This window comes from Pseudomonas izuensis, assembly GCF_009861505.1.
Taxonomy (GTDB): Bacteria; Pseudomonadota; Gammaproteobacteria; order Pseudomonadales; family Pseudomonadaceae; genus Aquipseudomonas; species Aquipseudomonas izuensis.
On record NZ_WTFT01000009.1, the window covers coordinates 164,949 to 187,375 of the forward strand.

Annotated in this window: 16 protein-coding genes; all 16 read right to left on the reverse strand. The window is 61.4% G+C overall.

Going from position 1 to position 22,427, the window contains the following annotated elements; all coding sequences use genetic code 11:
• Positions 1 to 117 precede the first annotated feature (117 nt).
• Positions 118 to 1,170 carry a pseudaminic acid synthase gene (gene pseI / locus GPL81_RS09535; protein ID WP_160106528.1) on the reverse strand — a complete coding sequence of 351 codons (1,053 nt, stop codon included), beginning with the start codon at positions 1,168 to 1,170 and terminating at the stop codon, positions 118 to 120.
• Complete coding sequence (pseG, locus tag GPL81_RS09540) at positions 1,167 to 2,669, reverse strand: UDP-2,4-diacetamido-2,4,6-trideoxy-beta-L-altropyranose hydrolase (RefSeq protein ID WP_160106529.1); 1,503 nt, start codon at positions 2,667 to 2,669, stop codon at positions 1,167 to 1,169. The genes pseI and pseG overlap by 4 nt, the downstream gene beginning before the upstream one ends.
• Positions 2,666 to 3,361, reverse strand: a complete 696-nt coding sequence (gene pseF / locus GPL81_RS09545) for a pseudaminic acid cytidylyltransferase (RefSeq protein ID WP_160106530.1) — start codon at positions 3,359 to 3,361, stop codon at positions 2,666 to 2,668. The genes pseG and pseF overlap by 4 nt, the downstream gene beginning before the upstream one ends.
• Before the next feature lie 6 nt (positions 3,362 to 3,367).
• Complete coding sequence (gene pseC, locus GPL81_RS09550) at positions 3,368 to 4,531, reverse strand: UDP-4-amino-4,6-dideoxy-N-acetyl-beta-L-altrosamine transaminase (RefSeq protein ID WP_160106531.1); 1,164 nt, start codon at positions 4,529 to 4,531, stop codon at positions 3,368 to 3,370.
• Entirely contained in the window at positions 4,528 to 5,529 is a 1,002-nt protein-coding gene (gene pseB / locus GPL81_RS09555) for a UDP-N-acetylglucosamine 4,6-dehydratase (inverting) (RefSeq protein WP_160106532.1), read from the reverse strand. Before pseB ends, pseC begins: the two co-directional genes overlap by 4 nt.
• Positions 5,530 to 5,559: 30 nt before the next feature.
• Complete coding sequence (locus GPL81_RS09560) at positions 5,560 to 8,493, reverse strand: TIGR00180 family glycosyltransferase (RefSeq protein ID WP_160106533.1); 2,934 nt, start codon at positions 8,491 to 8,493, stop codon at positions 5,560 to 5,562.
• A 50-nt stretch (positions 8,494 to 8,543) separates the two neighbouring features.
• Positions 8,544 to 9,281, reverse strand: a complete 738-nt coding sequence (locus GPL81_RS09565; RefSeq protein ID WP_096509544.1) for a cephalosporin hydroxylase family protein — start codon at positions 9,279 to 9,281, stop codon at positions 8,544 to 8,546.
• Positions 9,282 to 9,297: 16 nt separating this feature from the next.
• On the reverse strand, positions 9,298 to 10,368 hold the full coding sequence (locus GPL81_RS09570) for a class I SAM-dependent methyltransferase (protein ID WP_160106534.1): 1,071 nt from the start codon (positions 10,366 to 10,368) through the stop codon (positions 9,298 to 9,300).
• Positions 10,365 to 11,216: an NAD-dependent epimerase/dehydratase family protein gene (locus GPL81_RS09575; RefSeq protein ID WP_160106535.1), complete on the reverse strand. Its 852-nt coding sequence runs from the start codon at positions 11,214 to 11,216 to the stop codon at positions 10,365 to 10,367. Before GPL81_RS09575 ends, GPL81_RS09570 begins: the two co-directional genes overlap by 4 nt.
• Positions 11,213 to 12,439 (reverse strand): class I SAM-dependent methyltransferase, encoded by a 1,227-nt coding sequence (locus GPL81_RS09580; RefSeq protein WP_160106536.1) that lies wholly within the window; start codon positions 12,437 to 12,439, stop codon positions 11,213 to 11,215. Before GPL81_RS09580 ends, GPL81_RS09575 begins: the two co-directional genes overlap by 4 nt.
• Entirely contained in the window at positions 12,436 to 12,996 is a 561-nt protein-coding gene (locus GPL81_RS09585; RefSeq protein ID WP_160106537.1) for a dTDP-4-dehydrorhamnose 3,5-epimerase family protein, read from the reverse strand. The genes GPL81_RS09580 and GPL81_RS09585 overlap by 4 nt, the downstream gene beginning before the upstream one ends.
• A complete protein-coding gene (gene rfbG, locus GPL81_RS09590; protein WP_160106538.1) occupies positions 12,993 to 14,075 on the reverse strand; it encodes a CDP-glucose 4,6-dehydratase in 1,083 nt (360 codons plus the stop codon). Before rfbG ends, GPL81_RS09585 begins: the two co-directional genes overlap by 4 nt.
• Entirely contained in the window at positions 14,057 to 14,830 is a 774-nt protein-coding gene (gene rfbF, locus GPL81_RS09595; protein ID WP_096509538.1) for a glucose-1-phosphate cytidylyltransferase, read from the reverse strand. The genes rfbG and rfbF overlap by 19 nt, the downstream gene beginning before the upstream one ends.
• Before the next feature lie 270 nt (positions 14,831 to 15,100).
• Positions 15,101 to 18,661: a glycosyltransferase gene (locus GPL81_RS09600; RefSeq protein WP_160106539.1), complete on the reverse strand. Its 3,561-nt coding sequence runs from the start codon at positions 18,659 to 18,661 to the stop codon at positions 15,101 to 15,103.
• Positions 18,662 to 18,756: 95 nt separating this feature from the next.
• Positions 18,757 to 20,328, reverse strand: a complete 1,572-nt coding sequence (locus GPL81_RS09605; RefSeq protein WP_160106540.1) for a flagellar hook-associated protein 3 — start codon at positions 20,326 to 20,328, stop codon at positions 18,757 to 18,759.
• A 13-nt stretch (positions 20,329 to 20,341) separates the two neighbouring features.
• Entirely contained in the window at positions 20,342 to 22,420 is a 2,079-nt protein-coding gene (flgK, locus tag GPL81_RS09610) for a flagellar hook-associated protein FlgK (RefSeq protein ID WP_160106541.1), read from the reverse strand.
• Between the last annotated feature and the right edge of the window lie 7 nt (positions 22,421 to 22,427).

Consider the following 22,427-nt stretch of genomic DNA (forward strand, 5'->3'; position numbering starts at 1 on the left):
GGCCATCACTGGGCCAAACAGGCACCAGGCGCCACCTTCCCGAGCAATACAATACAGTGAAGATGCCCGTTATGACTCGCAGGTCACTCTATTTTGCCGAATCAACCCCGAATGGGGTTATTCGACAAGGGGCCAATCCAGCGGCGTGCCACGCTTGATGGCATGGCGGGCGCGGCGTCCCAGAAGGGTTTGCGCGTGCTTGGGGGCCAATCCCAGGCCTGGACGGATAGCGCGCAGGTTCTCGGTGGTGAAGGGCTCGCCGGCAGCCATGTCCCGTGTGACGTACAGCGAACGGCGAAACACCAGGGACTTGCGTTCGGCTTCGGTAGCGCCGTACTGCACCTGCCCCATGGCCTGCCAGGCGCGTTCGGTTTCAATCACCAGGCTGGCCATTTGCTCAGGTTCCAGCGAAAAACTGGCATCCACACCGCCGGCTGAACGGTCGAGGGTGAAATGCTTCTCGACCACCGTCGCCCCCAACGCTACCGCCGCCACCGACACCCCGACGCCCATGGAGTGGTCGGACAACCCCACCTGGCAGCCAAACAAATCGCGCAGATGTGGAATCGTGCGCACATTGCTGTTGGCCGGCGTCGCTGGGTAAGTGCTGGTGCATTTGAGCAACACCAGATCCTTGCACCCGGCCTCACGGGCGGCACGCACGGTTTCGTCGAGTTCGGCGATGCTGGCCATGCCAGTGGAGATAATCAAGGGTTTACCGGTCGCAGCGACCCGGCGAATCAAGGGCAAGTCGGTGTTTTCGAAACTGGCGATTTTGTACGCCGGCACGTCCAGGCTCTCGAGGAAATCCACCGCGCTGTCATCGAACGGCGTGGAGAAAGCCACCATGCCCAACGCCTTGGCGCGGGCGAAGATCGGCGCGTGCCATTCCCATGGCGTGTAGGCCTTCTCGTACAGCGCATACAACGAAGTTCCCGACCAAAGGCTGTCTGGATCCTTGATAAAGAATTCGCCTTCGCACAGGTCCAGCGTCATGGTCTCGGCGGTATAGGTCTGCAGCTTCAAAGCATGCGCGCCGGCCTTGGCCGCGGCCTCGACGATCTGCAACGCCACCTCCAGGGACTGATTATGGTTGCCGCTCATCTCGGCAATGATGAACGGCGGCGCGTCAGCGCCGATCAAGCGGTTGCCGATCTTGAAACTGGTCATGGGCGGTGATCCTTCAATACGCGCGTGAACGCGCAAACACTCTGGGTGAAACCGGCTTCGCGAAAGGTCTTCAGCGACGGCTGGTTGGTCGACAGAATCTCGGCGGCAAGGGTATCCAGTTGCGGCCAGCGGGCGGTGACAAAGTCTTCGCCCCGTGACAGCAGTGCGCGGCCCCAGCCCAGCCCGAAACGGCCTTCGAACAGGTAAATCGAAACCTTGGCTTCATGACCATCCACGTCATAGCGCAACACACCGATCGGCCCGTCTTCGGTTTCGGCGATCAGCAACAGGCGCCGGTCATTTTTCAAACTCGCGGCCAGCCAGGCTTGATGCGACGGCCAGTCAATGACGCCAGAGTCCAGCGATGAATGCCGCACCGCCTCCGCATTGCGCCCTTCGAACAACAACTGCGCATCCTCAAGCGTCGCCGGGCGCAGTTGCAAAACCGCCCCGACCAGCGCTGCGGCCACACGTTGCGCACCACGGCCGTCAACCAGTTGCCGTGAACGATCGGCCAGGCTCTGGCGAAGCCCCTGGTTGCCCGCGATAAAAGCGACGGCCTGACGCAATTGCTCGACGCTGACGTGCTCGCGCGCGCCGAGGAACACATGGGCCCCGCAAGCACCCATCACCTCGCCGTTGGCCTGCTGGTTGTTCGACACCGCAATGCAGATCGTCGGCAGCCCCATGGCCGCCCTCTCCCAACTGGTGCCACCACCGGCACCGATAAACAAATCCGCTTCGGTCATCAGCCTGTAGAAGTCGCTGACAAAACTGTGCAGGCGCCAGTTGGGACGATCGGTCGCCAACACCCGCATCTGTTCCCAGGCCGGATTGTCGGCACCGGCGACGAAATCAACCTCCAGCTCATGGAAATCAGCCAGCGCTAACATCGCGTGGTGGGTCTGCAGCGCCACATCGAACCCGCCGAAATTGACCAGTACCCGCCTGACCCGAGGCTTGATCTCGATGGCCGGGCAGCGAAACTCATCGCGCAGCATGGCAAAGCGTGGGCCCAACAGTGTCCGGCAACCCAATGGCAGCAACGAGCCATAGGCCTGTGGCGTGCCTGACAAGTTCTGATTGAGCAACAGATCGACGTCGTACCGACGGGTCGCGAGATCGTCCACCGCAGCGATGCGAGGTGCCAGGCGACGCGCAGCCGTTTGCCAGTGATGGTCGAGGCCATAGTGATCGACCAGTATCCAGTCAAACACCGAATGATTTTCCAGCAGATGAGCCAACGCATCGAGATCCGCCTGCCAGGGCAATAAGGATTCGATGGCCTGTTGCGGGTCTTCATCAGGATAGCGATCGGGCAGCGCGAAAGTTTCAAAGCCTTCGGCTGCCAGACTGTCCAGCCGATGCCCCGGTAACTGGCGACAGGCGAAAGCCACATGAGCCCCATGTTTGCGCAAGGCCCTGGCCAGTGGCAAGCAGCGGGCAATATGACCGCTGCCAATGGTCGGCGAGGCATCGGAGCGAATCAGCACTCTCATTGCAGCTCACCGCCTCTTTTCAGCGCGTCATAAAGGTATTCGGCGCGCGTCCAGTCTTCTGCGGTGTCGATGTCCTGCACCAGGTGACGCGGCAGAATCACCGGCAGGCTCGCGGGCGAAAACAACGCGTCGCCGCGCAACCAGGCTTCGCTGCGCCCCCAATAGAACTGTCCGGCGTCCTGATACGCCTCGCACAGATCCTGGGAGCGCGTATGGCGAAACTCCGGGTAGAGCGCGGTCAAGGCACCTTGCGCGTCGAGGGTCAGGGCACGTTGCACCGGGAAGCCGAAACCGGCCACGGAAAACGCGAATGACTTGTCCGGATGCTGCATCAGCAACTCATATCCCTGACGCAGAAAACGCGCCTGCAACAGTGGCGCGGTGGCGTAGAGGCAACAGGCGAAATCGAACGTCTCGAGCTGTTGCAAGGCATGGGCGATCACCGCCGCCGTACCGGTGAAATCATCGGACAACGACGCCGGCCGCGTGAAGGGCACTTCGGCACCATGGGCCCGCGCGACCTCGGCGATCTCGGCGTCGTCGGTGCTGACGATCACCCGGTCGAACAGCGCCGACTCCAGCGCTGTGCGAATCGAGCGAACGATCATCGGCACGCCGTCGAACGGTTTGAGGTTCTTGCGCGGAATTCGTTTGCTGCCGCCCCGGGCCGGAATAATCGCAACGCAGCTCAAGACTCTTTACTCCTCAAGGACCAGCCGACGCAGGTGCTCGACCACGTGGTCCTGTTGTTCATCGCTCAGCAACGGGAACAGCGGCAGGCTGATGGCCTGCGCGTAATAATGCTCTGCCTGCGGGAAATCACCCTCGGCAAAACCCTGCTCGCGATAGTACGGCTGTAGATGCACCGGAATATAGTGCAGGTTCACCCCGACGCCGGCCGCCCGCAAGCCTTCGAATACCTGGCGATGACTCAAGTTGATGGCATCCAGGTGCAACCGCACGACATACAGATGCCACGCCGATTCGGCCTCGGGCTGAGCGCCGGGAAGGGTCAATGGCAGATCCGCCAGCAACCGGTCGTAACGGGCCGCCAGTTCGCGACGACGCTCGATGAACCCCTCAAGCTTGCTCAATTGCGACAAGCCAAGGGCTGCTTGCAGGTCGGTGATCCGGTAGTTGAAGCCCAGTTCCACCTGCTGGTAGTACCAGGGGCCGTGGCTGGCCTCGCTCATTTGCTGCGGATCGCGGGTCATGCCGTGGCTGCGCAAACGTTGCAGACGCTCGGCCAGCTCCGGCCGATTGGTCAACACCATGCCGCCTTCGGCACTGGTGATGATCTTCACCGGATGGAAACTGAACACGGTCATCGCCGCGAACTCGCCACAACCCACCGGCCGCCCGGCATAGGACGCACCGACCGCGTGGGACGCGTCCTCGATCACGGTAAAACCGTAGCGCTCAGCCAGTTCGGCAATGCGGCGCATGTCGCAGCTCTGCCCCGAGAACGCCACGGCCACCAACACTTTGGGCAGGGTCCCGTCGCGCTCGGACTGCTCCAGCTTCAACGCCAGTGCATTGGCGTCGAGGTTCCAGGTCAGTGGGTCGATGTCGACAAAATCCACATCGGCGCCGCAGTAACGTCCGCAGTTGGCCGAGGCCAGAAAGGTGTTCGGCGTGGTCCACAAACGGTCGCCCGGCCCCAGTCCGGCGGCCAGACAGGCAATGTGCAGCGCCGCCGTGGCGTTGCACACCGCCACGGCAAAATCCGCCTCGCAACGTTCGGCCATCGCCTGTTCGAAACGCTCGATGGTCGGCCCCTGGGTCAACCAGTCGGACTGCAGCACGGTGACCACCGCATCGATGTCCGCCTGATCGAGGCTTTGCCGACCGTAGGGAATCATGCCGACAGCCCCGCATGCAGCTCGGCGATCTGGCCGACCGAGAGAAACTTCGGATTGGTATCGGAGCGATATTCGAAGTCTTCGCCGACAGGTCGGCCCCGCTCGCCCAGGTTATCCACGGCGAAATCCACGTCGACGCTGGTGAAACGGATCGACGGCTGAATCGTGTAGTGATCGGCGAACTCCAGGGTCATGCGCGCATCATCCAGCGGCACCATCAGTTCATGGAGCTTTTCTCCCGGACGAATGCCAACGTTTTTGTGCGGCAGGTGCTCGGCCATGCCCAGGGCCAGATCGACAATGCGAATCGACGGGATTTTTGGCACAAACACTTCGCCACCGTGCATGCGGGCGAAGCTGTCGAGTACGAACTGCACACCGTGGTCCAGGGTGATCCAGAAGCGGGTCATGCGCTCATCGGTGATCGGCAGCTCTTTGGCGCCCTGCGCAATCAGATGGCTGAAGAACGGCACCACTGAACCCCGCGAACCGGCGACGTTGCCGTAGCGAACCACGGAAAACCGGGTTTGCTGTTCACCGGCAATGTTGTTGGCGGCGACGAACAGCTTGTCCGAAAGCAGCTTGGTCGCGCCGTACAGATTGATCGGGCTGGCGGCCTTGTCGGTGGACAGCGCCACGACTTTCTTCACGCCGTTGTCGATGGCGGCGGCAATGATGTTTTCCGCGCCATTGACGTTGGTGCGAATGCACTCGGTCGGGTTGTACTCCGCCGCCGGCACTTGCTTGAGCGCAGCGGCGTGCACCACGTAATCGATGCCCCGCATGGCCTGGCGCAAACGCTCGGCATCGCGCACATCACCCAGGAAGTAACGCATGCACGGTGCGTTGAACGTCTGCTGCATCTCGTACTGTTTCAGCTCATCGCGGGAGAACACCACCACGCGCTTGGGCTGGTATTGCTCCAGCAAACGGCGGATGAAGTTACGCCCGAACGAGCCGGTGCCGCCGCTGATGAAAATGGATTTACCGTTGAACATGCCTTGAGTCCTATTACCTGTCAGCCAGGCTTAAGCGAGCAACTGCGCCCAGTTCACACTGGAAGCTTCGCGAAGGGTAAAGCCCTTGCCGGTCAGGGCCAGGTTCTGGTTGTAGGCGGCATCCTGCGCGAAGCGTGCCTGCCATTTGTCACGCAGGGCTGCGGCCAATTGAGGTTCATCAGGCAACAGTCCCGGATGGAGCAACTGGGCTTGCGGGCACCAGACGGTCAGGTAGCCGGCGTCGGCGACTTTCAGGCACAGGTCGATATCGGCAAACGCCTCGTCGAAATGTTCTTCGTCCAGGCCGCCTACCGCCTGGTACACATCCTTGCGGATCATCAGGCAGGCACCGGACACCGCCGAATAGTTCTGCTCGACCTGATGGCCGAACAGATAGCCCTTGGCGTCTTTGCGTTCGCCGACAAACGCCGAGCCAACCAGACCATTGAGACCGAGAATCAAACCGGCCTGGGTCGTCACGCCACGAATATCCATCAGTTTGGCGCCGACGATACCGACCTCCGGACGCTGCCCCTGGTTAAGCAGGGCGTCGAGCCAGTTGGCGTTGAACACTTCAGCCTCGGCCGACAGCAGTACCAGGTATTCACCCTTGGCTTCGTTGACCGCCAGGTTGTGCAGCGCCGAAGCGCTGAGGCGCTGACCGCTGCGCAAGATACGAATACGCTCGCCCTTGCCTTCCAGGCTGCTCAACCAGGCCAGCAGCTCAGGTGACTGGCTGTGGTTGTCGGCGATCAATACTTCATGACGCTGATATCGGGTGCGTTGCAGCACGCTGACCAGGGCCCGTTGCAGAGGCTCCAGATTGTCCTGGCTGTGCAGGATGATCGAGACCTGCGGACGCTCGGCGTGCTGGTAATCGATTTGCCAGGTCTGCGGCAACGTCGAGCTGACTTGACCGCGGTAGCCACGGTTCGCCAGATGGCGCGTGAGCACCCGGCGCTCCTCGCTGTTCTCCTCTTCGACCGGCGCATTGGCTATCAGCAATGGCTCGGCCAGGTGCGCCAGACCGTTCAGGCCGCCGTCTTCAATCAAACGCAGCAATAGGTCGAACTCCAGCGCGGCAGGGAACTCTGGCGAGTAACCTTTGGCTTGAACCAGCACATCACGCTTGATCAACCAGTGCCGCGCCATCAAGGACGGGACGGTTTGCAGCAAATCGAGGTTCACTCCCGGACGGAATACATCCGTCAGGGCACCATTGGCCTTGCGCTGGATTTCGTCCATGGCCACTGCACGGATACCTTCTGCCCCGAGCAATTCCAGGCTGGCACGCAGCAAGCCGCCGGGGGTCAGTTGATCACCGGCCTCAGCCAGCAGGATCCAGTCGGCGCTCGACTGATTCACCACCTGGTTGATGCGCTCTACATAGTTCGTGGTGCTGACTTTGACAAAGTGCACGGTGTCGCGCACGGACGTGGAGGCCGGCAACTCGCCCGTGGTGAAGACCATGACCTTGAAGGCCCGGCAATGTCCATTGACCAGGCTGTCGAACGTCGCCTGCAACTTGAACATGTCCGCTTCCAGGTCCAGCAGCACGATGCCGAACTGCGGCCCGCCATCGTGCGCGGCCAGGTGGCTGGCGATCGCGGGTAACTGCCCGGCTTCGGGATTGCGTGCGTCGAGCCAGTCGAGCAGGCGGCCGGACGGCATCTTCTTGAACAGCGCGCGCTCGTCCTGCCTTGGCAACGAATCCAGACGCTCGGCCCAGGCCTGCAGCTTGATCCCTTCGGCCTCTTCCTCGGTCCCCATCAATGATTGGGCAAGACCCTTGACCACCGAACGGTTGAACCGGTTGAGTCCGTAGGCCTCCCACAGACGGGCACGCAGCGTGCGCTCATTGTCATTGGGCTGGACCCGCATCAGCTCGGTCTGGCGAAGCAGGATGCCTTCCAGCTCCTGAAGCTGCAAACGACCGGCGGGCATGGCGTGCAGCAAAAATTCGAACTCGGTCAGCAGGTCGAACATCGGTTTGTTGTAGAACGGCATTTCGACGAACTGCTGGGGCGCGAACGAACGAACGGGCTCACACCCCGGCTCGGTCCACACTGAACGGAAAATCATATTGCCTTTGAGCGAGCGGCCTTCGAGCAGGCACTCGGCCATGGCGGCAAAACTGTCCAGCGCAATCTGTTTGACCCGGACCGGATCCCGGTCGCCCAGTTGCGTCGGCAAGGACGCCAGGAACTCGGCAAACTGGTCACGCTCGGCAACCGATTTTGCGTCCTTGAATGTCAGCACGGTCAGGACGTTGGTGTTGTGATCCGAGGCGCCATAGTTGATTTCGCGCACGGCAAAAGGAATCGGTAGCACCCGCGCCTTGGCACAAGCCAGCAGGAAGTATGTATGACCAATTTCCTGCCACTCGAAACTGGTTCCGGCCGGTAACAGGCTGTACCACTGTTGCAGCAGATCGGTGCGAGTCACGGCATAGAACGGCGGCAGGAACTGGCCCATGAATTCCATGAGCCGAACCTCAGGCTGCTGCGCGTTGTAGTCTTCCTGGACGCGCTTGTCGCGACGGTAGTAATTCACTTCCGTGGCGCGTGCCAGGTACATCATCCCGTAGCCATGGCACAGGCCGTAGTCCGGGTTGGCTTCGAGAAATTCCAGCGACTCGGTCAATGCGCCGTGCAGCAGGAAATCGTCATCGGCGGCAAACACCATGTAGGGCGTGGTGACCTGATTGACGCCGTAGGTGATTTTGTCCTGGAAGCCCTTGTAGGTGTACTGCGGCAAATGGCGATAGTCGACCGACGGGAAATCCGCGGCCATGTGCTCGTCGCCTTCGACCGAGGAGTCCAGCACCAGCACCGAGCAGGGATAGTTGCTGTAGTACTGCAAGGTACGTCGCAGGAACGCGTTCCGGTTGTGGGAAATCACCACCACCGTCAACCGCTCGTCCAGCGGCGCGACATTGTTTTGAGTACTGTTTTGCACTTGCATCTGTCTATCCCCACAACCGGCCAATCGCCAGGAACCTGAACTGTTTTTGATTAACGAACGCGACGCAGGTAGCCGTCCGGCGCCACGGAGATCAGCAGCTTGTTTTGCATTTGCTGGTCGATTTCGAAGTCCTTGTTTTCCTCCAGGTACTTCCACACCGCCGTCTTCGGGTTATCGCCCGGGCCCCACGGACGGTCCGGAAAGAAGTCGGCCGGCATGTCTTCAACCACGGTGTCCATCACCACGCAGTAGCTGTCCACGGAAACCAGGGGTGCGTACAGGCGCAACTCTTCCAGCACGTGGTCGTGGGTGTGGTTGGAGTCGAGTACCAGGATGACTTTCTTGCCTTCGGCGGCGGCGCGCACCTGGGCGGCAATGGCCGGGTCGATGCTCGAGCCTTCGATCATCTTGATGCGCTTGCTCATCGGGTGGCTTTCGATGGCTTCGCGGTTGTGCGCACGGATGTCCAGGTCAATGCCCAGTACTTCGCCGTGACCTTGCAGCTCCAACAGCGAGGCGTAATAGATGATCGAGCCGCCATGGGCGATGCCGCATTCAATCACCAGGTCCGGTTTGACCTGCCAGATGATTTCCTGCATCGCCATCATGTCTTGCGGCAACTGAATGATCGGCCGCCCCATCCACGAAAAGTGGTAGCTGTATTTGTGCTTGGCCGATTCGTTGAAGAAATCCTTGGCCAGACCCACGAGTTTCTGATCGTCGCCCTGACGGGCGATTTCTGCCTGGCACTCGGCTTCGAAGGCTTTATTGATGGTGTTGTCGGTCATTTTAGAATCTCAATAGTCACTGGAACGAAGCGCTGTCGACGGCGTGATAGACGTAGCGTCCATCGGTCATCCGCCTGATTTCTTCGAGGTAGTTGGAATTCATCACAAACAGGTTGGCACCTTCAGGCAAGGCATCCATGGCTTCTTGCGGCGAAGACACGCGCACGCCGCTCAAGGGCAGGTAGCGCCCTTGCTTGGCCGGGTTGATGTCCACTACGCGATCCACCGCCACACCGGCCCGCTGCAGAAACAGCGAATAGATCACGCCTTTGGACGACGCCCCCCAGATCGCCGAACCCTGCCCGGGTGCGGCCTGGATGATCTGCACCGCACGCTCGAGGCTGGCGGTGAAACCCTCGGGCAACACCAGGCGTGGCACCGGTTGCTCCGGGGTCAGGCGCAATGTGGCCAGGTCGGCGACGACGTACAGGTACTGGCCGCCAAACAGGTGGCCGGCCTCATGCACCGTGCCGAACATCCGGCGCAGATCATCGAGGCGGAAATAATTGACGTGTTCGTAAAACAGGTCGAACCAGGCACGGTGCTCAAGAATCCAGTCGAAGCACGGCACTTCGATGTAGATCTGCCCGCCCTGATTGGCCTCGGCCATCTGGGCCAGAAAACCCACCGGGTCCTGGATGTGTTCCAGCACATGACGCAGCACGATGGCGTCCGCCGCCAGACCGAGGCCACGGGTGAAGGGCGCCTTGATCACATCGGCGTTATCGCCTTCGTAGGCCGGATCGATACCGGTGATGCGGTAGCCCAGACCTTTGAGCAGTTCCAGGAAATAACCTTTGCCGCAGCCGACCTCGATCAGTTCCTGGCCCTTGAAGTGACGGCCAATGATGCCTTCGACATCGCTCAGGTGCTTCTGGAACTGGCCGGAGTGCGCCTGCTCGTTCTGATAGTCGGCATCGTAGCTGAGCTTGTCGGCGTCGAACGCCGCGTTGAAGATCAGACCGCTGCGCTCATCCTGCACCAGCAACATGTCGGCACTGGCCGACGCTTTGGCCGATTCCGGATCGGCAAAGGTGCGGTTCTGCAACACCGGCAGGCCGGTGACCCGATACAACTCGTGCCTCATTGCTCTGCTCCCAATAACTGTTGCAAGCGCTCGGTCACCGCCCAGAACGCCAGCGGTTCGTGGGTCGGATACGGGTAGTGGCCGAGGTTCAGGCCGATAGTTGCGCCGCGTTCACGCAAGCGCCGTTCGACCAGCGCCCGCACCGAAACCGGTTGGCCGCTGGCGCAGTTGATCGTGCCGTCGAAATCGCGCTTGTGCAGGATCGCGGCGAGGTGCGCGGTGGCCGTTTCAATCGCCAGGAAGTCCCGCAGCTGTTCACCCGCCGACATGTCGAACGTCACGTCGCCGGCGTCGATCGCCCGGTCCAGCGCCGCCAACAGGCTGTTGGGGTTCTGCCCGGCGCCGTGCAGATAAAACAGCCGCGCCCACTGCAGCGTGAACGGATGCTCCTGCTGCAGATTTTGCAAAAACAGGTGCAGGGTGTGTTTGGCCAGACCGTAGGGATTGGCCGGCTGCGCCTCGCTCTGTTCGCTCAGCGGACCACTCTGCATGCCGTACTCGAAGCAGGTTCCGGTCACCAGCACCTGCTTCACGCCCGCCCTTACCACGCCTTTGATGAAGCGGTAGTCGGCCATCAGGTTGTGCTCGAAATGGAACAGTGCCCGATAGTTCGGCAACCCCGGCCAGGCCAGGTGCGCCAGTGCATCGACGCCCTCGGTCAGTGCGCCGATATCCAGACTCGCCGCGTGAATATCCGCGCTCACGAACTCGACGTCATTGATCCACGGCATGCTCGCGGCGGTTTGCACATTGCGCGCGACCGCTCGCACCGTGCAGCCACGGGCCAACAATGCCGCAACCAAATGGCGACCGACAAACCCGGTGGCCCCGGTGACCAGAACCTTCACAGCACGGTCAACTCAGGCACGGCGATCACGAAACGGCCATCCCACTGCCGTACTTGCGCGAGTTGCCGGCTGACTTCGTGCAGCAGGTTCCACGGCAGCACCAGGACGTAGTCCGGTTTTTCGATATCGATCTGCGCGGGCGAAACGATTGGAATGCGGCTGCCCGGCAAATATTTGCCCTGCTTGTGCGGGTTGGCATCGGCGACCCAGGCCAGCAGGTCCGGCTTGACCCCGGCGTAGTTGAGCAAGGTGTTGCCCTTGGCGGCGGCGCCGTAGCCGACCACACGCTTGCCATCGGCCTTGGCCTGCAACAGGAAGCGCAGCAGCTCGTGCTTGATGCGTTCGGCGGCCGGCGCGAGGGTTGTGTAGTAATCGGGGGTCTTCACCCCGGCGTCGAGTTCGGCCTGCAACTGTTGCCGGACCGCCGGTTGCACCTGACGACGCTCGCCATCCTGACGCTGGACGAAAACCCGCAGCGAACCGCCATGGGTCGGGAGCCGGCTGACGTCGAATACTTCCAGGCCATTACGCTCGCACAACGTCTGCACGGCGGTCAGCGACAGATAGGAATAGTGCTCGTGATACAGCGTGTCGAATTGCTGTCCGGCCATCAGCGTCAGCAGTTGCGGGAACTCGAATGTCGCCACGCCCGTCGATTTGAGCAGGGTCGCGAAACCACCGAGGAAATCATTAATGTCCGGGACATGCGCCAGCACGTTATTGGCGGCCATCAGGTCGGCGCCCCAGCCTTCGCTGTTCAACAGCGAGGCGGTGTCGCGACCGAAAAACAACTCGCGAATCTCCAGGCCTTTCTCCCGTGCCGCTTGCGCGGTGCTGCGGGTCGGCTCGACACCCAGGCAAGGAATCCCGCGCCCGGCGACGTACTGCAACAGGTAACCGTCGTTGGCGGCAACCTCCACCACACGGCTGTCGGCGGTAAGGCCGAAACGCTCGACCATCTCGCCCACATATTGCTCGGCATGGGCCAGCCAGGTGCTGGAGAACGAACTGAAATAGGCGTACTCGGCATCGAACAGGCTGTCGGCACGGGTGTAATCCTCGGTCTGCACCAGCCAGCACTGCTGACACACCGCGACCTTCAAGGGCACCCACTGCTCGGCTTGCTCCAGCTGATCGGCACGCACATAAGCGTTGGATGGCGGCGAGGTGCCGAGGTCGATCAGCGGCAAAGTCAACGGAGTCCCGCATCCACGGCAATTCATACACGCACTCCAGCAAAGTGTTCATCGAGCAAGGGATGGCTGGAATCCCGCGCCGACAGATTATTGACAGGCAACGGCCAGGCAATCGCCAGCCGTGGATCGTTCACCGACAACCCGCCTTCGTGCGCAGGCGTGTAATCGTTGCTGTGCAGATAAAGCAGCTCGGCATCGGTACTCAGGGTCTGGAAGCCGTGGGCGAACCCGGCCGGGATCAGCAGGCTGCGCCCATCGCCGGCGCGCAGGTGCTCGGCGTGCCAGTGCAGGAAGGTGTCGGAGTCGGGGCGCAAATCCACCGCCACGTCCCAAACCTCGCCACGCAGGCAGGTGATCAACTTGGCTTCCGGCGCATGGGCGTTCTGGTAATGCAGGCCGCGCACCGTGCCGCGTTCGCGGGTGCAGGAATGGTTGATCTGACGGATATGAAACGCCTGGCCGAAGGCGTTCAGGCTGCCCTCGCAAAACAGCCGGGCGAAGTGCCCGCGCTCGTCTTCGAAGCGTTTGTGCTGCACGCTGAACAGCCCGTCCAGCGGCAATGCCTTCAACTGAAATTCGCTCACAACGCGCCTCGGTACAGGTTCAACTGGCTCAAGGTGATGGCGCGCATGTCATCGCCGTTCTGCCACGCCAAATGCCAATCCAGGGTCTGGGTCAGGCATTGCTGCAACGACCAGCGAGGTCGCCAGGCCAGCAATTGACGGGCGCGACTGCTGTCCAGGCGCAGCAGGCCGGCTTCATGCAAGTCACTCGGCTCGATGCGCAGCCCGCGGGCTTGCGGCCAGCGATGGGCGAGCAACTCGACGACTTCGCCTACGCTGCACATGTCCGCCTCACTCGGGCCGAAGTTCCATGCACCAGCGAATTGCGGGCCTTGCTCATACAGGCCGGCAGCCAGTTGCAGATAACCGGCCAGTGGCTCAAGCGCGTGCTGCCATGGACGCACGGCATGGGGGAAACGCAGGGTCACGGGCTCGTTCGCCGACCAGGCCTTGAGCACGTCGGGAATCAAACGCTCCGGCGCGAAATCACCACCGCCCAGCACGTTGCCGGCGCGGGCCGTGGCCAGGGCCAGGCCATGCTCGGCATGACGCTCGGCCGGGAAGAACGAGGCCGCGTAGGACTGTGCCAGCAACTCGCAGCAAGCCTTGCTGCTGCTATAAGGATCGTGTCCGCCCAGCGCTTCGTTCTCGCGGTATGGCCACAGCCATTCCTGATTGGCGTAGACCTTGTCGGTGGTCACCAGCACACAGGCACGGACGCCGCCGACCTGGCGGATGGCTTCCAGCAGGTTGAGGGTCCCCATGACGTTGCTGGAGTAAGTACCCAACGGGTCGCGATAACCCTCGCGTACCAGTGGCTGGGCCGCCAGGTGCAGGACGATTTCCGGTTGGGTCTCGGCGATCAGTTCCAGCAAGGCGCCGAGGTCACGCAGGTCGCCTCGCTGATCGTTGATGCCTTCGTGCACGCGCGCCAGTTCGAACAGGCTCGGCTCGGTGGACGGATCGAGGGCAAACCCGCTGACCTCGGCACCCAGGCTTTGCAGCCACAACGTCAACCAACTGCCCTTGAAACCGGTGTGGCCGGTGACCAGAACCCGCTTGCCGCGCCAGAACTGCGGGCTCAGTCCCATTGCTTCCATGGGGCCTCCCCGCTCTGCCACAACGACTCCAGGTGGTTCTTGTCACGCAGGGTGTCCATCGGATGCCAGAAGCCTTCGTGCTGGAAGGCCTGCAACTGCTGTTCGCTGGCCAGCTTCGTCAGCGGTTCGGCTTCCCATGAGGTGTGATCGGCGGCGATGTAAGGCAAGACCTTTGGCGAAAGGACAAAGAAGCCGCCGTTGATCCAGCCGCCGTCGCCACGCGGCTTCTCGGTGAAACCCAAGACCCTGTCGCCATCGCGCTCCAGGGCGCCATAGCGTCCCGGCGGCTGCACCGCGGTCACGGTGGCGAGCTTGCCATGGCTCAGGTGGAAGTCGACCAGCGCACCGATGTTGAGGTCCGAAACGCCATCGCCGTAGGTGAAACAGAACGCTTGCTCGTTTTCCAGATAACGCGAGGCGCGACGCAAACGCCCGCCGGTCATGGTTTCTTCACCGGTGTCGATCAGCGTGACGCGCCATGGCTCGCTGTAGTTCTGGTGAACATCCATGCGGTTGTTGCACATGTCGAAAGTGACGTCGGAGGTGTGCAGGAAGTAGTTGGCAAAGAAGTCCTTGATCGCATAGCCCTTGTAGCCAAGGCAGATCACGAAATCATGAATCCCGTGAGCGGAGTACTGCTTCATGATGTGCCAAAGAATTGGCTTGCCGCCGATTTCAATCATTGGCTTAGGCTTGAGGTGCGACTCTTCGCTGATCCGCGTACCGAGACCACCTGCCAGAATTACTGCCTTCATCCTCTCCCCTCTTGTTCTTCACAGGGCTCAACCAAGCTTCATCAAGCTTTTGCAGGCCGCCGGGCTAAAACATTGGCCGTGTCCGGCGCGTGCGGACTGGCCGCAAGCGCTCGTTTTATGGCGATATAGGGACGACTTGCAGGAAGCGCGCCAGCTCTTAAGGCAGGCGGCCAGGCAGGGTACAGGCGGCGCTCTTGATGAACCTTCAGGCATAAAAAAACGCAGCCGAGGATGAGTCGACTGCGTTTTTTTGTGCGTTGCCTGAAAGGATCAGTCCGGCAACCAACCCCACAACCAATGCTGGAGGTTATCGCCGCGCAGCATGAAATCGCGGTGCACTGCCTCGCGCAGTTCATCGCCCATGCGATAGCTGGCATCGGGATCGGCCAGGTGCATGCGGATCGCCTGCAACCATTCCTCGGTGCTGTTGCTGTAGACCCTGGTGCACGGTAAGTGGCCGCGATAGGCCGCGGTGTCGGTGCAGATCACCGGATAACCGCAGGCACCGTACTCCAGCAGGCGCAGGTTGCTCTTGCAGTCGTTGAAGATGTGGAACTCCAGCGGCGCCAGTGCCAGGTCGAGGTTCAGGCTCGCCAGTTTGTACGGGTAGCCTTGAAAGCCGGTGGTGGAATGAAACTCGTGAATGTAGGGCCGCAACGCCTCCGGGCACATGCCAAAAAAGACCCACTCGACGTCATTCGCCAGCTCCCGTACGACCTCGGCAATGATTTCCAGATCGCCGGTGTGGCTGGTGCCGCCGCCCCAGCCGACACGGGGTTTGCGCGACGTTCGGCGCTGGCTGGTCAACGTGGCCCAAGGGACCGGCGAGAGCATGTTGGGCACCACGCGAATATCACTGTGCATGCTCGACAAGGCATCGGCCAACGGCTGGGTAGTGACCACCACGCGATCGCACAAAGCGATGCCTTCGCGCAGCATCTGCTCGGTGTTCACCGGTTTGTTACGGGCATGGGTATTCTTTTTCGGCGCGCTGACAACGTAGTCGTCGAGTTCGAAAATCCGCAGGGCGCCGGAGTATTTCTTCATGCGCAGAATGTCACCTGCCGCGCCTTCGCTATAACGCCCTTGCAACACGATGGTGTCCGGCCCCAGGCGCTCGATTTCCACGGTCGACGGCGACTCGTAAGCCACTCTGGCGATCACCCGGCCCGCCGCCTGAAGTTCTTCCAGCGGTGCAGTCACCCGGTAAATGCCGACCGCCGTGCTGTTGACCGGCAGGCCCAGGACCAGCGGCAAGGCGCGGGTGCAAAACGGGTTCCAGTTGTGGCGCAGCGAAGCCTCCAGGCTGAAGCTGGAAACGCCGAGGCTGAGTGCCGGACTGTAGGCCGGATCCCTGGCGATTTTCGGCAGCCACTTGCAGTAGAACGCTTCCTGCTCCAGCTCCTGCTCCAGCCGTGCCGGCACAGCCTCGCGGGGCGCCAGTACGACACTGGCGTAAGGTGTCCAGACCACCAGGTAACCGGCCTTGCTCGCCCGCAAACACAGATCGACGTGGCTCAAATCCAGGCTGAACGTCCTGTCGTCAAAGCCTCCCACTTCGTCGAGCGCCTGCTTGCGCACCATCAGGCAGTGATTGCTCACGGCACTCCAGTTCTGAGTGACATGCAGGCGCTGCATGTAGCCACGGGACCCGGCCGCCTCGCCCTGGAACGGCGAACCCACCGGGCCCGCCAGCCCGAGTATCAAACCGGCACTGACAATCGTGCCCTCGGGGCTGAGAATCCGCGCACCGACCACGCCCACTTCAGGACGCCGGGCATGATTGAGCAATTCGTCCAGCCAGTCGCCGTCGCCAATCACCGCTTGCGCACTGAGCAGCAACAGGTACTCGCCACGCGCCTGCTCCGCGGCAAAATTGTGAATGGCGGCGTCATTGTCATCACCGGCGTAACGCAGTACCCGCAACATCGCGGCCCCCATTTGCGCCATGGCCGCCAGCCAGTCGAGCATGGCCTGGTCATCGGTCCCGCTTTCAACGATCAGGATTTCATACTGGGTGTAAGCGGTGCGCTCGATCACGCTTTCAATGCAACGCTGCAAGGCGTAGAGCGAATCCGCTGTGCGCACGATGATCGACACCAAAGGCCGGGCTCCGTGCGAATAATCGATGCGATTGATCAACGGCAGCGCTTCATGCCGGATAGCATGGGCCACGCCCAAACGGTCCAGGTGCGCACTGACCATCCCGGCATTGCGATCGATCACCGCAGGCAACGACAACCAGTTGGCGTAGGTCAGGCTCGATTCAACTTGTATTTCGGCGATGTGCTCGATGGTCTGCGGACCGGCTTCCTCCACCAGACGCCACAACAGGTCATGGGGCGCCAATTCGCCATGGGCCGGATCGAACCCGCCCAGCGCCATGAAACGCTGACGTTCGAACGCCAGGGTGCGCCCGACGTAAGGATAGGCACGCATCAGATCGAGGTTGAAGTCCGGTTTGAACACCGGATCGATGGACTCCCCGTCGAACAGCGCACCCTCGTCGCTGTAGGCACACAGGATGCCTGGAGAACCGGCAATCCGTTCGGCCAGAATCAGTAGCGCAGACTCGCGCAAGGTGTCGCCGGCCCGAAGCAGATAGAACCAGTGGGCGCCCTCCAGTTGCGGGACGACCGCATTGAGCTGCTGCGCCCACTCGGCGTGCCAGGGCAACTGCACCACGCGCTCACCGGCGACATCACTGGCGTCGGACAGCACGACCACCGCTTGCGGCGCATAGAGCTGGGATTCGATGCTCTGCAGCGTGGTTTTCAGTGCGGCACTGTCGGCATCGCTGTCGATCACGATCGGCACGATTTGGGGCTTGAACGCCCAGGTGTCGATACGCTGCGGCATCAAGCGCCGCTCGACGTCCGAGAACCTGCGGACCGCCAGCCATTCGCGGTAGAAATCGGCGTAACTGCCACTCTCCCCACCCACCCGGCCATTCACCACGGTGTTGCGGTTGCCCAGAATTCGCACAACGCACAACTCTTCCCAGGCATGAGGCTGATCGCTGATTTTCGCCAGATCGATGAAGCGCACCCACCCCGAAGCCGGCGCCGACTCGCCACTGCGAGCCGCCAGCATCTGAGTCAACCAGCTCCACTCCTGAAGGGTGGCCTTGACCATCTCCGGGGTTTTGCTCAGACGCTCCGGGTACAAGCGCTCTGTACTGAGCACGGTATTGAGCGAAACCAGATTGCCGCGACGCATCAGGCACACGAACAAGGCGAAATCCAGCATGGCGACAAACCCGGCGCCTTCCTGGATCAGCGCTGGCAACAGCTCCAACACATCGGCGCGGCGCATCAGGGTCGAGCTGAAATTACCGACGAAATTCTTCGGCGTGCCTTCGAAGATCGCCAACATGTCCTCACCCTTGAACAAGGCGTCATTTGGCGAGAACCGGCAGTTGTCGACCCGCGATGGCAGGATGAAGTTGCCGGCGTCACTGAACATGCGCAGAGCGAGCACCAGATTGACATCGGCATGATCGATCAACACCTGCGCCTGCAAGGCAATGCTGGGAGAAAACAGGCGATCGTCGTCGCACAAGACCTTGATGAACTCGCCCCGAGCCTCTTGCACGCAACGCAATACGTTCTTCTGCAGACCCAGACGCTGAGGATTGCGCAGGTAGCGAACCGGGTGAGCCTGCTGGGTAAACGACTCGACAATATCGCGAATCTCATCGCCCATGGAGTCGTCACACACGACGATTTCGATGGGCTGATAAGTCTGCGCGAGCGCACTCTCGAGCGCCTGGCTGAAGAAACGCGGGTTGAACGCAGGGATAACGATGCTGACGAGGGGATGTTGATTCACGGCGGGAAACTCTCGAGCGGCGGGTTTCTACCCTTTCGGGTAGAAACTCCGGAACCGCTTAGGAAAAGACGGCTGGCAACTCGACAGGCGCAAACTCAGACTTTGTTGAACAAGCCCAACTGAGCAATCTTGCTGAAGGCCAGTTGCGAGGCCTGCAACATGGTCTGTTGCAACGTCAGGCGGGTCATCACTGCGGCGGGATCGGAGTCGCGAATCGCCGATTGGGTCTGGGTGTTGGCCAGCACCAGGCTTTGATTGGTGTCCATCTGATTCTCCAGCGCCTGGCCACGACCACCGACCGAACTCAAGGCGCTGGACAGCTGATCGGTACCGCTCGCCAGGTTGGCGATGCCCGAGGCCAGCGAGGCTTGCAGCTTCTGGGTGGCAATCGCGTTGCCGTTGGTGGGCGTATTCAACGCCGTTTTCAACTGGCTCACGGTGTCCAGAATGTTCTGGGTTTCGTGCGTGTTGACGGCCACACTGAACTGATCACCGGTATCGGGCACAGGGGCGGCGGTGAAGGTGAAACTCACGCCCGACGCCGTGGCAACGCTACCGGCCATGGTGCCGCTGGACACCGGCTTGCTGTTGGCGGTCAGGGGGGCTGCGTACAGATCGAAGTCGGTCGCCGAAGTGAACTTGATCACCGCTGCCCCCGACGGAAAACTGGCGTGGTAGTCGGCGGCGTTGGTGATGCTGCTGGTGGTCACCTGTGCGGCCGTCGGGTTGCCCGGGCTGCGGGTAGACGTGAACGTGTCAGGCTTGGCGGCCAGGGTAAAGGAGTGTCCTGGCAGCACCGCACCGGGTACGTCACCGGCGCCCAGGTTGATGTTCAGCGTCAGGTCGACACCACGGAAACTCACACTTTGCCCGGTCTTGCTGGTCGGATCGAATGCGCCGCCCTGGCTGGCTTCGGCCGTCACATCATTGCCGGCAGCGTCGGTGATCTTCAGTTGCGTGCCGCTGACGAAGTCCACGGTGTAGGGCTCGCCGCTGCGGAATTTGTTGTTGTAGCTCACGTTCGACGACACCTGGCCATTGGACAGGGTCACGCGCCCGTCATCCACGGGTGGCGAAGTCATCGTGACCTGGCTGCGACTGGTGTTGAGTGCCTGCTGGAACGCGTCCCAGCCTGTACTGTTGGTGGCCATCGACATCGTATCGCCAACGGCCAGGTCAAGGGTCACCTGGTCGCCGTTGTAGCTGTAGGTGCCGTCGTTGTTGCGCGTGAATGGCACGGTGTCGCCCTTGGAACCGGCGAAGATGTATTTGCCATTCTCATCCTTGCTGTTCATCAGGCTGAGCAGTTGCTCTTCGATCTGCCCCAGTTCCGAAGCGTTGGCCTTGCGGTCCTCATCGGTGTAACCGGCGTTACCGGCACTGACGGCCAGTTCCTTGGCGCGCTGCAGCACATTGTTGATGCTGGTCATCACCGCTTCGGTCGCCCCCAGGGTCCCCTTGATGGTGGTGGCATTGGCCTGGTACTGATCAAGCATCGAAGCCTGCTGGCCCAACTGCAGCAGGCGCGAGGCACCCACCGGATCATCGGCGGCGGTGTTGACGCGAACGAGGCTGCTGGCCTCTTCGCTGCTCTTGACCACGTTGGCGAAGTTACGCTGGTAGTTCGCAGCCGAGGACTCGTAAAACTGGGCGGTAGAAATGCGCATGGGCTACGACTCCTTAAAGACTGTTGATCAGTGTGCTGAAGATTTCCTGCGCAGCCTTGATGATCTGCGAAGACGCGGTGTAGTACTGCTGATACTTGACCAGGTTGCCGGTTTCTTCGTCGAGATCGACACCCGACAGCGAATCACGAGCGCTCTTGGCGTTCGCCAGGATGGCGTCGGTCGCCGCGCTGTCGAGCTTGCCCTGAGCGGCCTTGGCGCCGACACCCTCGACCAGTTTGCCGTAGGCATCGGTCAGGGAAATGCCCTTGCTGGCGGAAGCGGTGTCCACGGTCTGCGCGGTTTGCAGGCCGGCCAGTGCGGTGCCGTTACGGTTGTCCAGCGTGCCCGGCTGACTGAGCGAGACGTTGATCGCGGCGCCTTTAAGAGGCGCGCCGGCGATGGTCATGTCGAAGTTCGCGGTGTACTGGGTCGCGGGCGCCGGCGGGATCGGTGCACCCGTGGCATCCTTGAGCGGGATGCTCAGGCTCAGGGTGTTGTTCTCGCCGGGCTTGATGGTGCCACTGCTGATGACGCCGCCGTTGGCATCCAGGAACTGATAGGTCTGGCTGGTACCGTCAGCAGATACGTCACCAAACACCACCTTGGTCGGCGTGGAGTTTTTCAGGCCGTTCTGCATCGCGGTGGTGGTGGCTGGGTCGTAGATGTCGAACTTGGTGGTCAGGGTCGGTTGACCGCTGGCCGGAATCGTCAGTGTGCCGCTGGAGCCCGGCGCAATCGCTGCGCCCAGGGGTGCCGCGATGGCCAGACGCTTGGAGTCGGTCATCTCGGTCTTGATGTTCGTCGCCGCATTGCGGGTCGGGGTGATCTTGAAGGTATCGCCGGCGGCAGCGGTGTCACCGGGAGCGGGAGTGCCGCCCGTGAGCGTCAGGGAGAAACCGTCAATGACCGGCGGCGGCGTCGTCGTTGTGTTGAAGGCGCCCATGGGCGTGTTGTCCGGCAGACGCTGAACGGTGTAGTCGGTGGCGCTGGTGAACGTAACCTTGTAATCATTGATGGTCAGCTTGCCGCTGTCCTCGATGCTCACATTGAAGTTACCGGTACCCGGCGAATTGCCGATGGTCGCGATACTGCGCTGAGACATCTGGGCCGCACTGTTGATGCTGTTGAACAGCGTCGAACCGAAGTCACCGTTCTTGTCGATGCCCTGGGCCTGAAGGGTGTTCATCTGATCGGCAACGACCAGGGCCACGCGCCCCAATTCGTTCATGGCCGGGTCCAGCACGGTGCTGCGATAACGCAACAGACCGCCAATCTCACCACCGGTCATGATCGCCGTGATGTCAATGGTGCTCGAGCCGCGATTGAGCTGCAGCGCCAGACGACCCGGATCGTCCTTGCTCGGCACCGCCTCGAGTTTGTTTACCGTGTTGCCCATGACCAGCGGCTGTCCGCTGCCCAGGTAAATGTCGAGGCTGCCTTCACGCTCCACCACTTGCGCACCGGTGAAGGTCGACAGTTGGCGCACGGTTTCGTTACGGGCGTCGAGCAGCTCGTTCGGCATGCCGCCGGTACTGGAAACTTCGGAGATCTTCTGGTTCAACTGCGCCACGGTTGCGGCCAGCTTGTTAACCTGATCCGCCATGTTCGTCAGGTTGCCGTTGATATTGGCATTCTGCTGGGACAGCTGCGCGGACATCGAATTGAAGCGGTTGCTCAAGGCCTGGGCATCGCTGAGCAGCAATTGACGGGAAGCGTCGTCACCGGGTTTGGCATTGACGTTCTGCACCGAGGCAAAAAACTTGGTCAGTGCGCCGTTCAAGCCGGTGCCGCTGTCCGAAAGCAGTTTGTCCAGCGGCGTCACCTGGCCCAGGTACGCGGCCGAGTCACTGTTGAGCGAAGTGGTGGTCTGCAACTGCGCATCGAGGTAGCTGTTGTACACCCGACGCACATCGGCCAGCGTGGTGCCGGTGCCGATGTACACATTGCCGAACTGCTGCGAGGCCTTGGTGCCCTGCACTGTTTGCTGGCGTGAGTACCCGGCGGTGTCGACGTTGGCAATGTTGTTGCCGGTGGTCATCAACGAGGATTGGCCAGCGGCCAGACCCGACATTCCGATGTTGAGCAAACTCATGGTTCAG

Excerpts from the sequence above, each read along its gene's own strand:
- pseI (WP_160106528.1), bottom strand. The coding sequence starts at position 1,170 with ATGACCAGTTTCAAGATCGGCAACCGCTTGATCGGCGCTGACGCGCCG.
- pseG (WP_160106529.1), bottom strand. The coding sequence starts at position 2,669 with ATGAGAGTGCTGATTCGCTCCGATGCCTCGCCGACCATTGGCAGCGGT.
- pseC (WP_160106531.1), bottom strand. The coding sequence starts at position 4,531 with ATGATTCCCTACGGTCGGCAAAGCCTCGATCAGGCGGACATCGATGCG.
- pseB (WP_160106532.1), bottom strand. The coding sequence starts at position 5,529 with ATGTTCAACGGTAAATCCATTTTCATCAGCGGCGGCACCGGCTCGTTC.
- GPL81_RS09560 (WP_160106533.1), bottom strand. The coding sequence starts at position 8,493 with ATGCAAGTGCAAAACAGTACTCAAAACAATGTCGCGCCGCTGGACGAG.
- GPL81_RS09565 (WP_096509544.1), bottom strand. The coding sequence starts at position 9,281 with ATGACCGACAACACCATCAATAAAGCCTTCGAAGCCGAGTGCCAGGCA.
- GPL81_RS09570 (WP_160106534.1), bottom strand. The coding sequence starts at position 10,368 with ATGAGGCACGAGTTGTATCGGGTCACCGGCCTGCCGGTGTTGCAGAAC.
- GPL81_RS09580 (WP_160106536.1), bottom strand. The coding sequence starts at position 12,439 with ATGAATTGCCGTGGATGCGGGACTCCGTTGACTTTGCCGCTGATCGAC.
- rfbG (WP_160106538.1), bottom strand. The coding sequence starts at position 14,075 with ATGGAAGCAATGGGACTGAGCCCGCAGTTCTGGCGCGGCAAGCGGGTT.
- rfbF (WP_096509538.1), bottom strand. The coding sequence starts at position 14,830 with ATGAAGGCAGTAATTCTGGCAGGTGGTCTCGGTACGCGGATCAGCGAA.
- GPL81_RS09605 (WP_160106540.1), bottom strand. The coding sequence starts at position 20,328 with ATGCGCATTTCTACCGCCCAGTTTTACGAGTCCTCGGCTGCGAACTAC.
- flgK (WP_160106541.1), bottom strand. The coding sequence starts at position 22,420 with ATGAGTTTGCTCAACATCGGAATGTCGGGTCTGGCCGCTGGCCAATCC.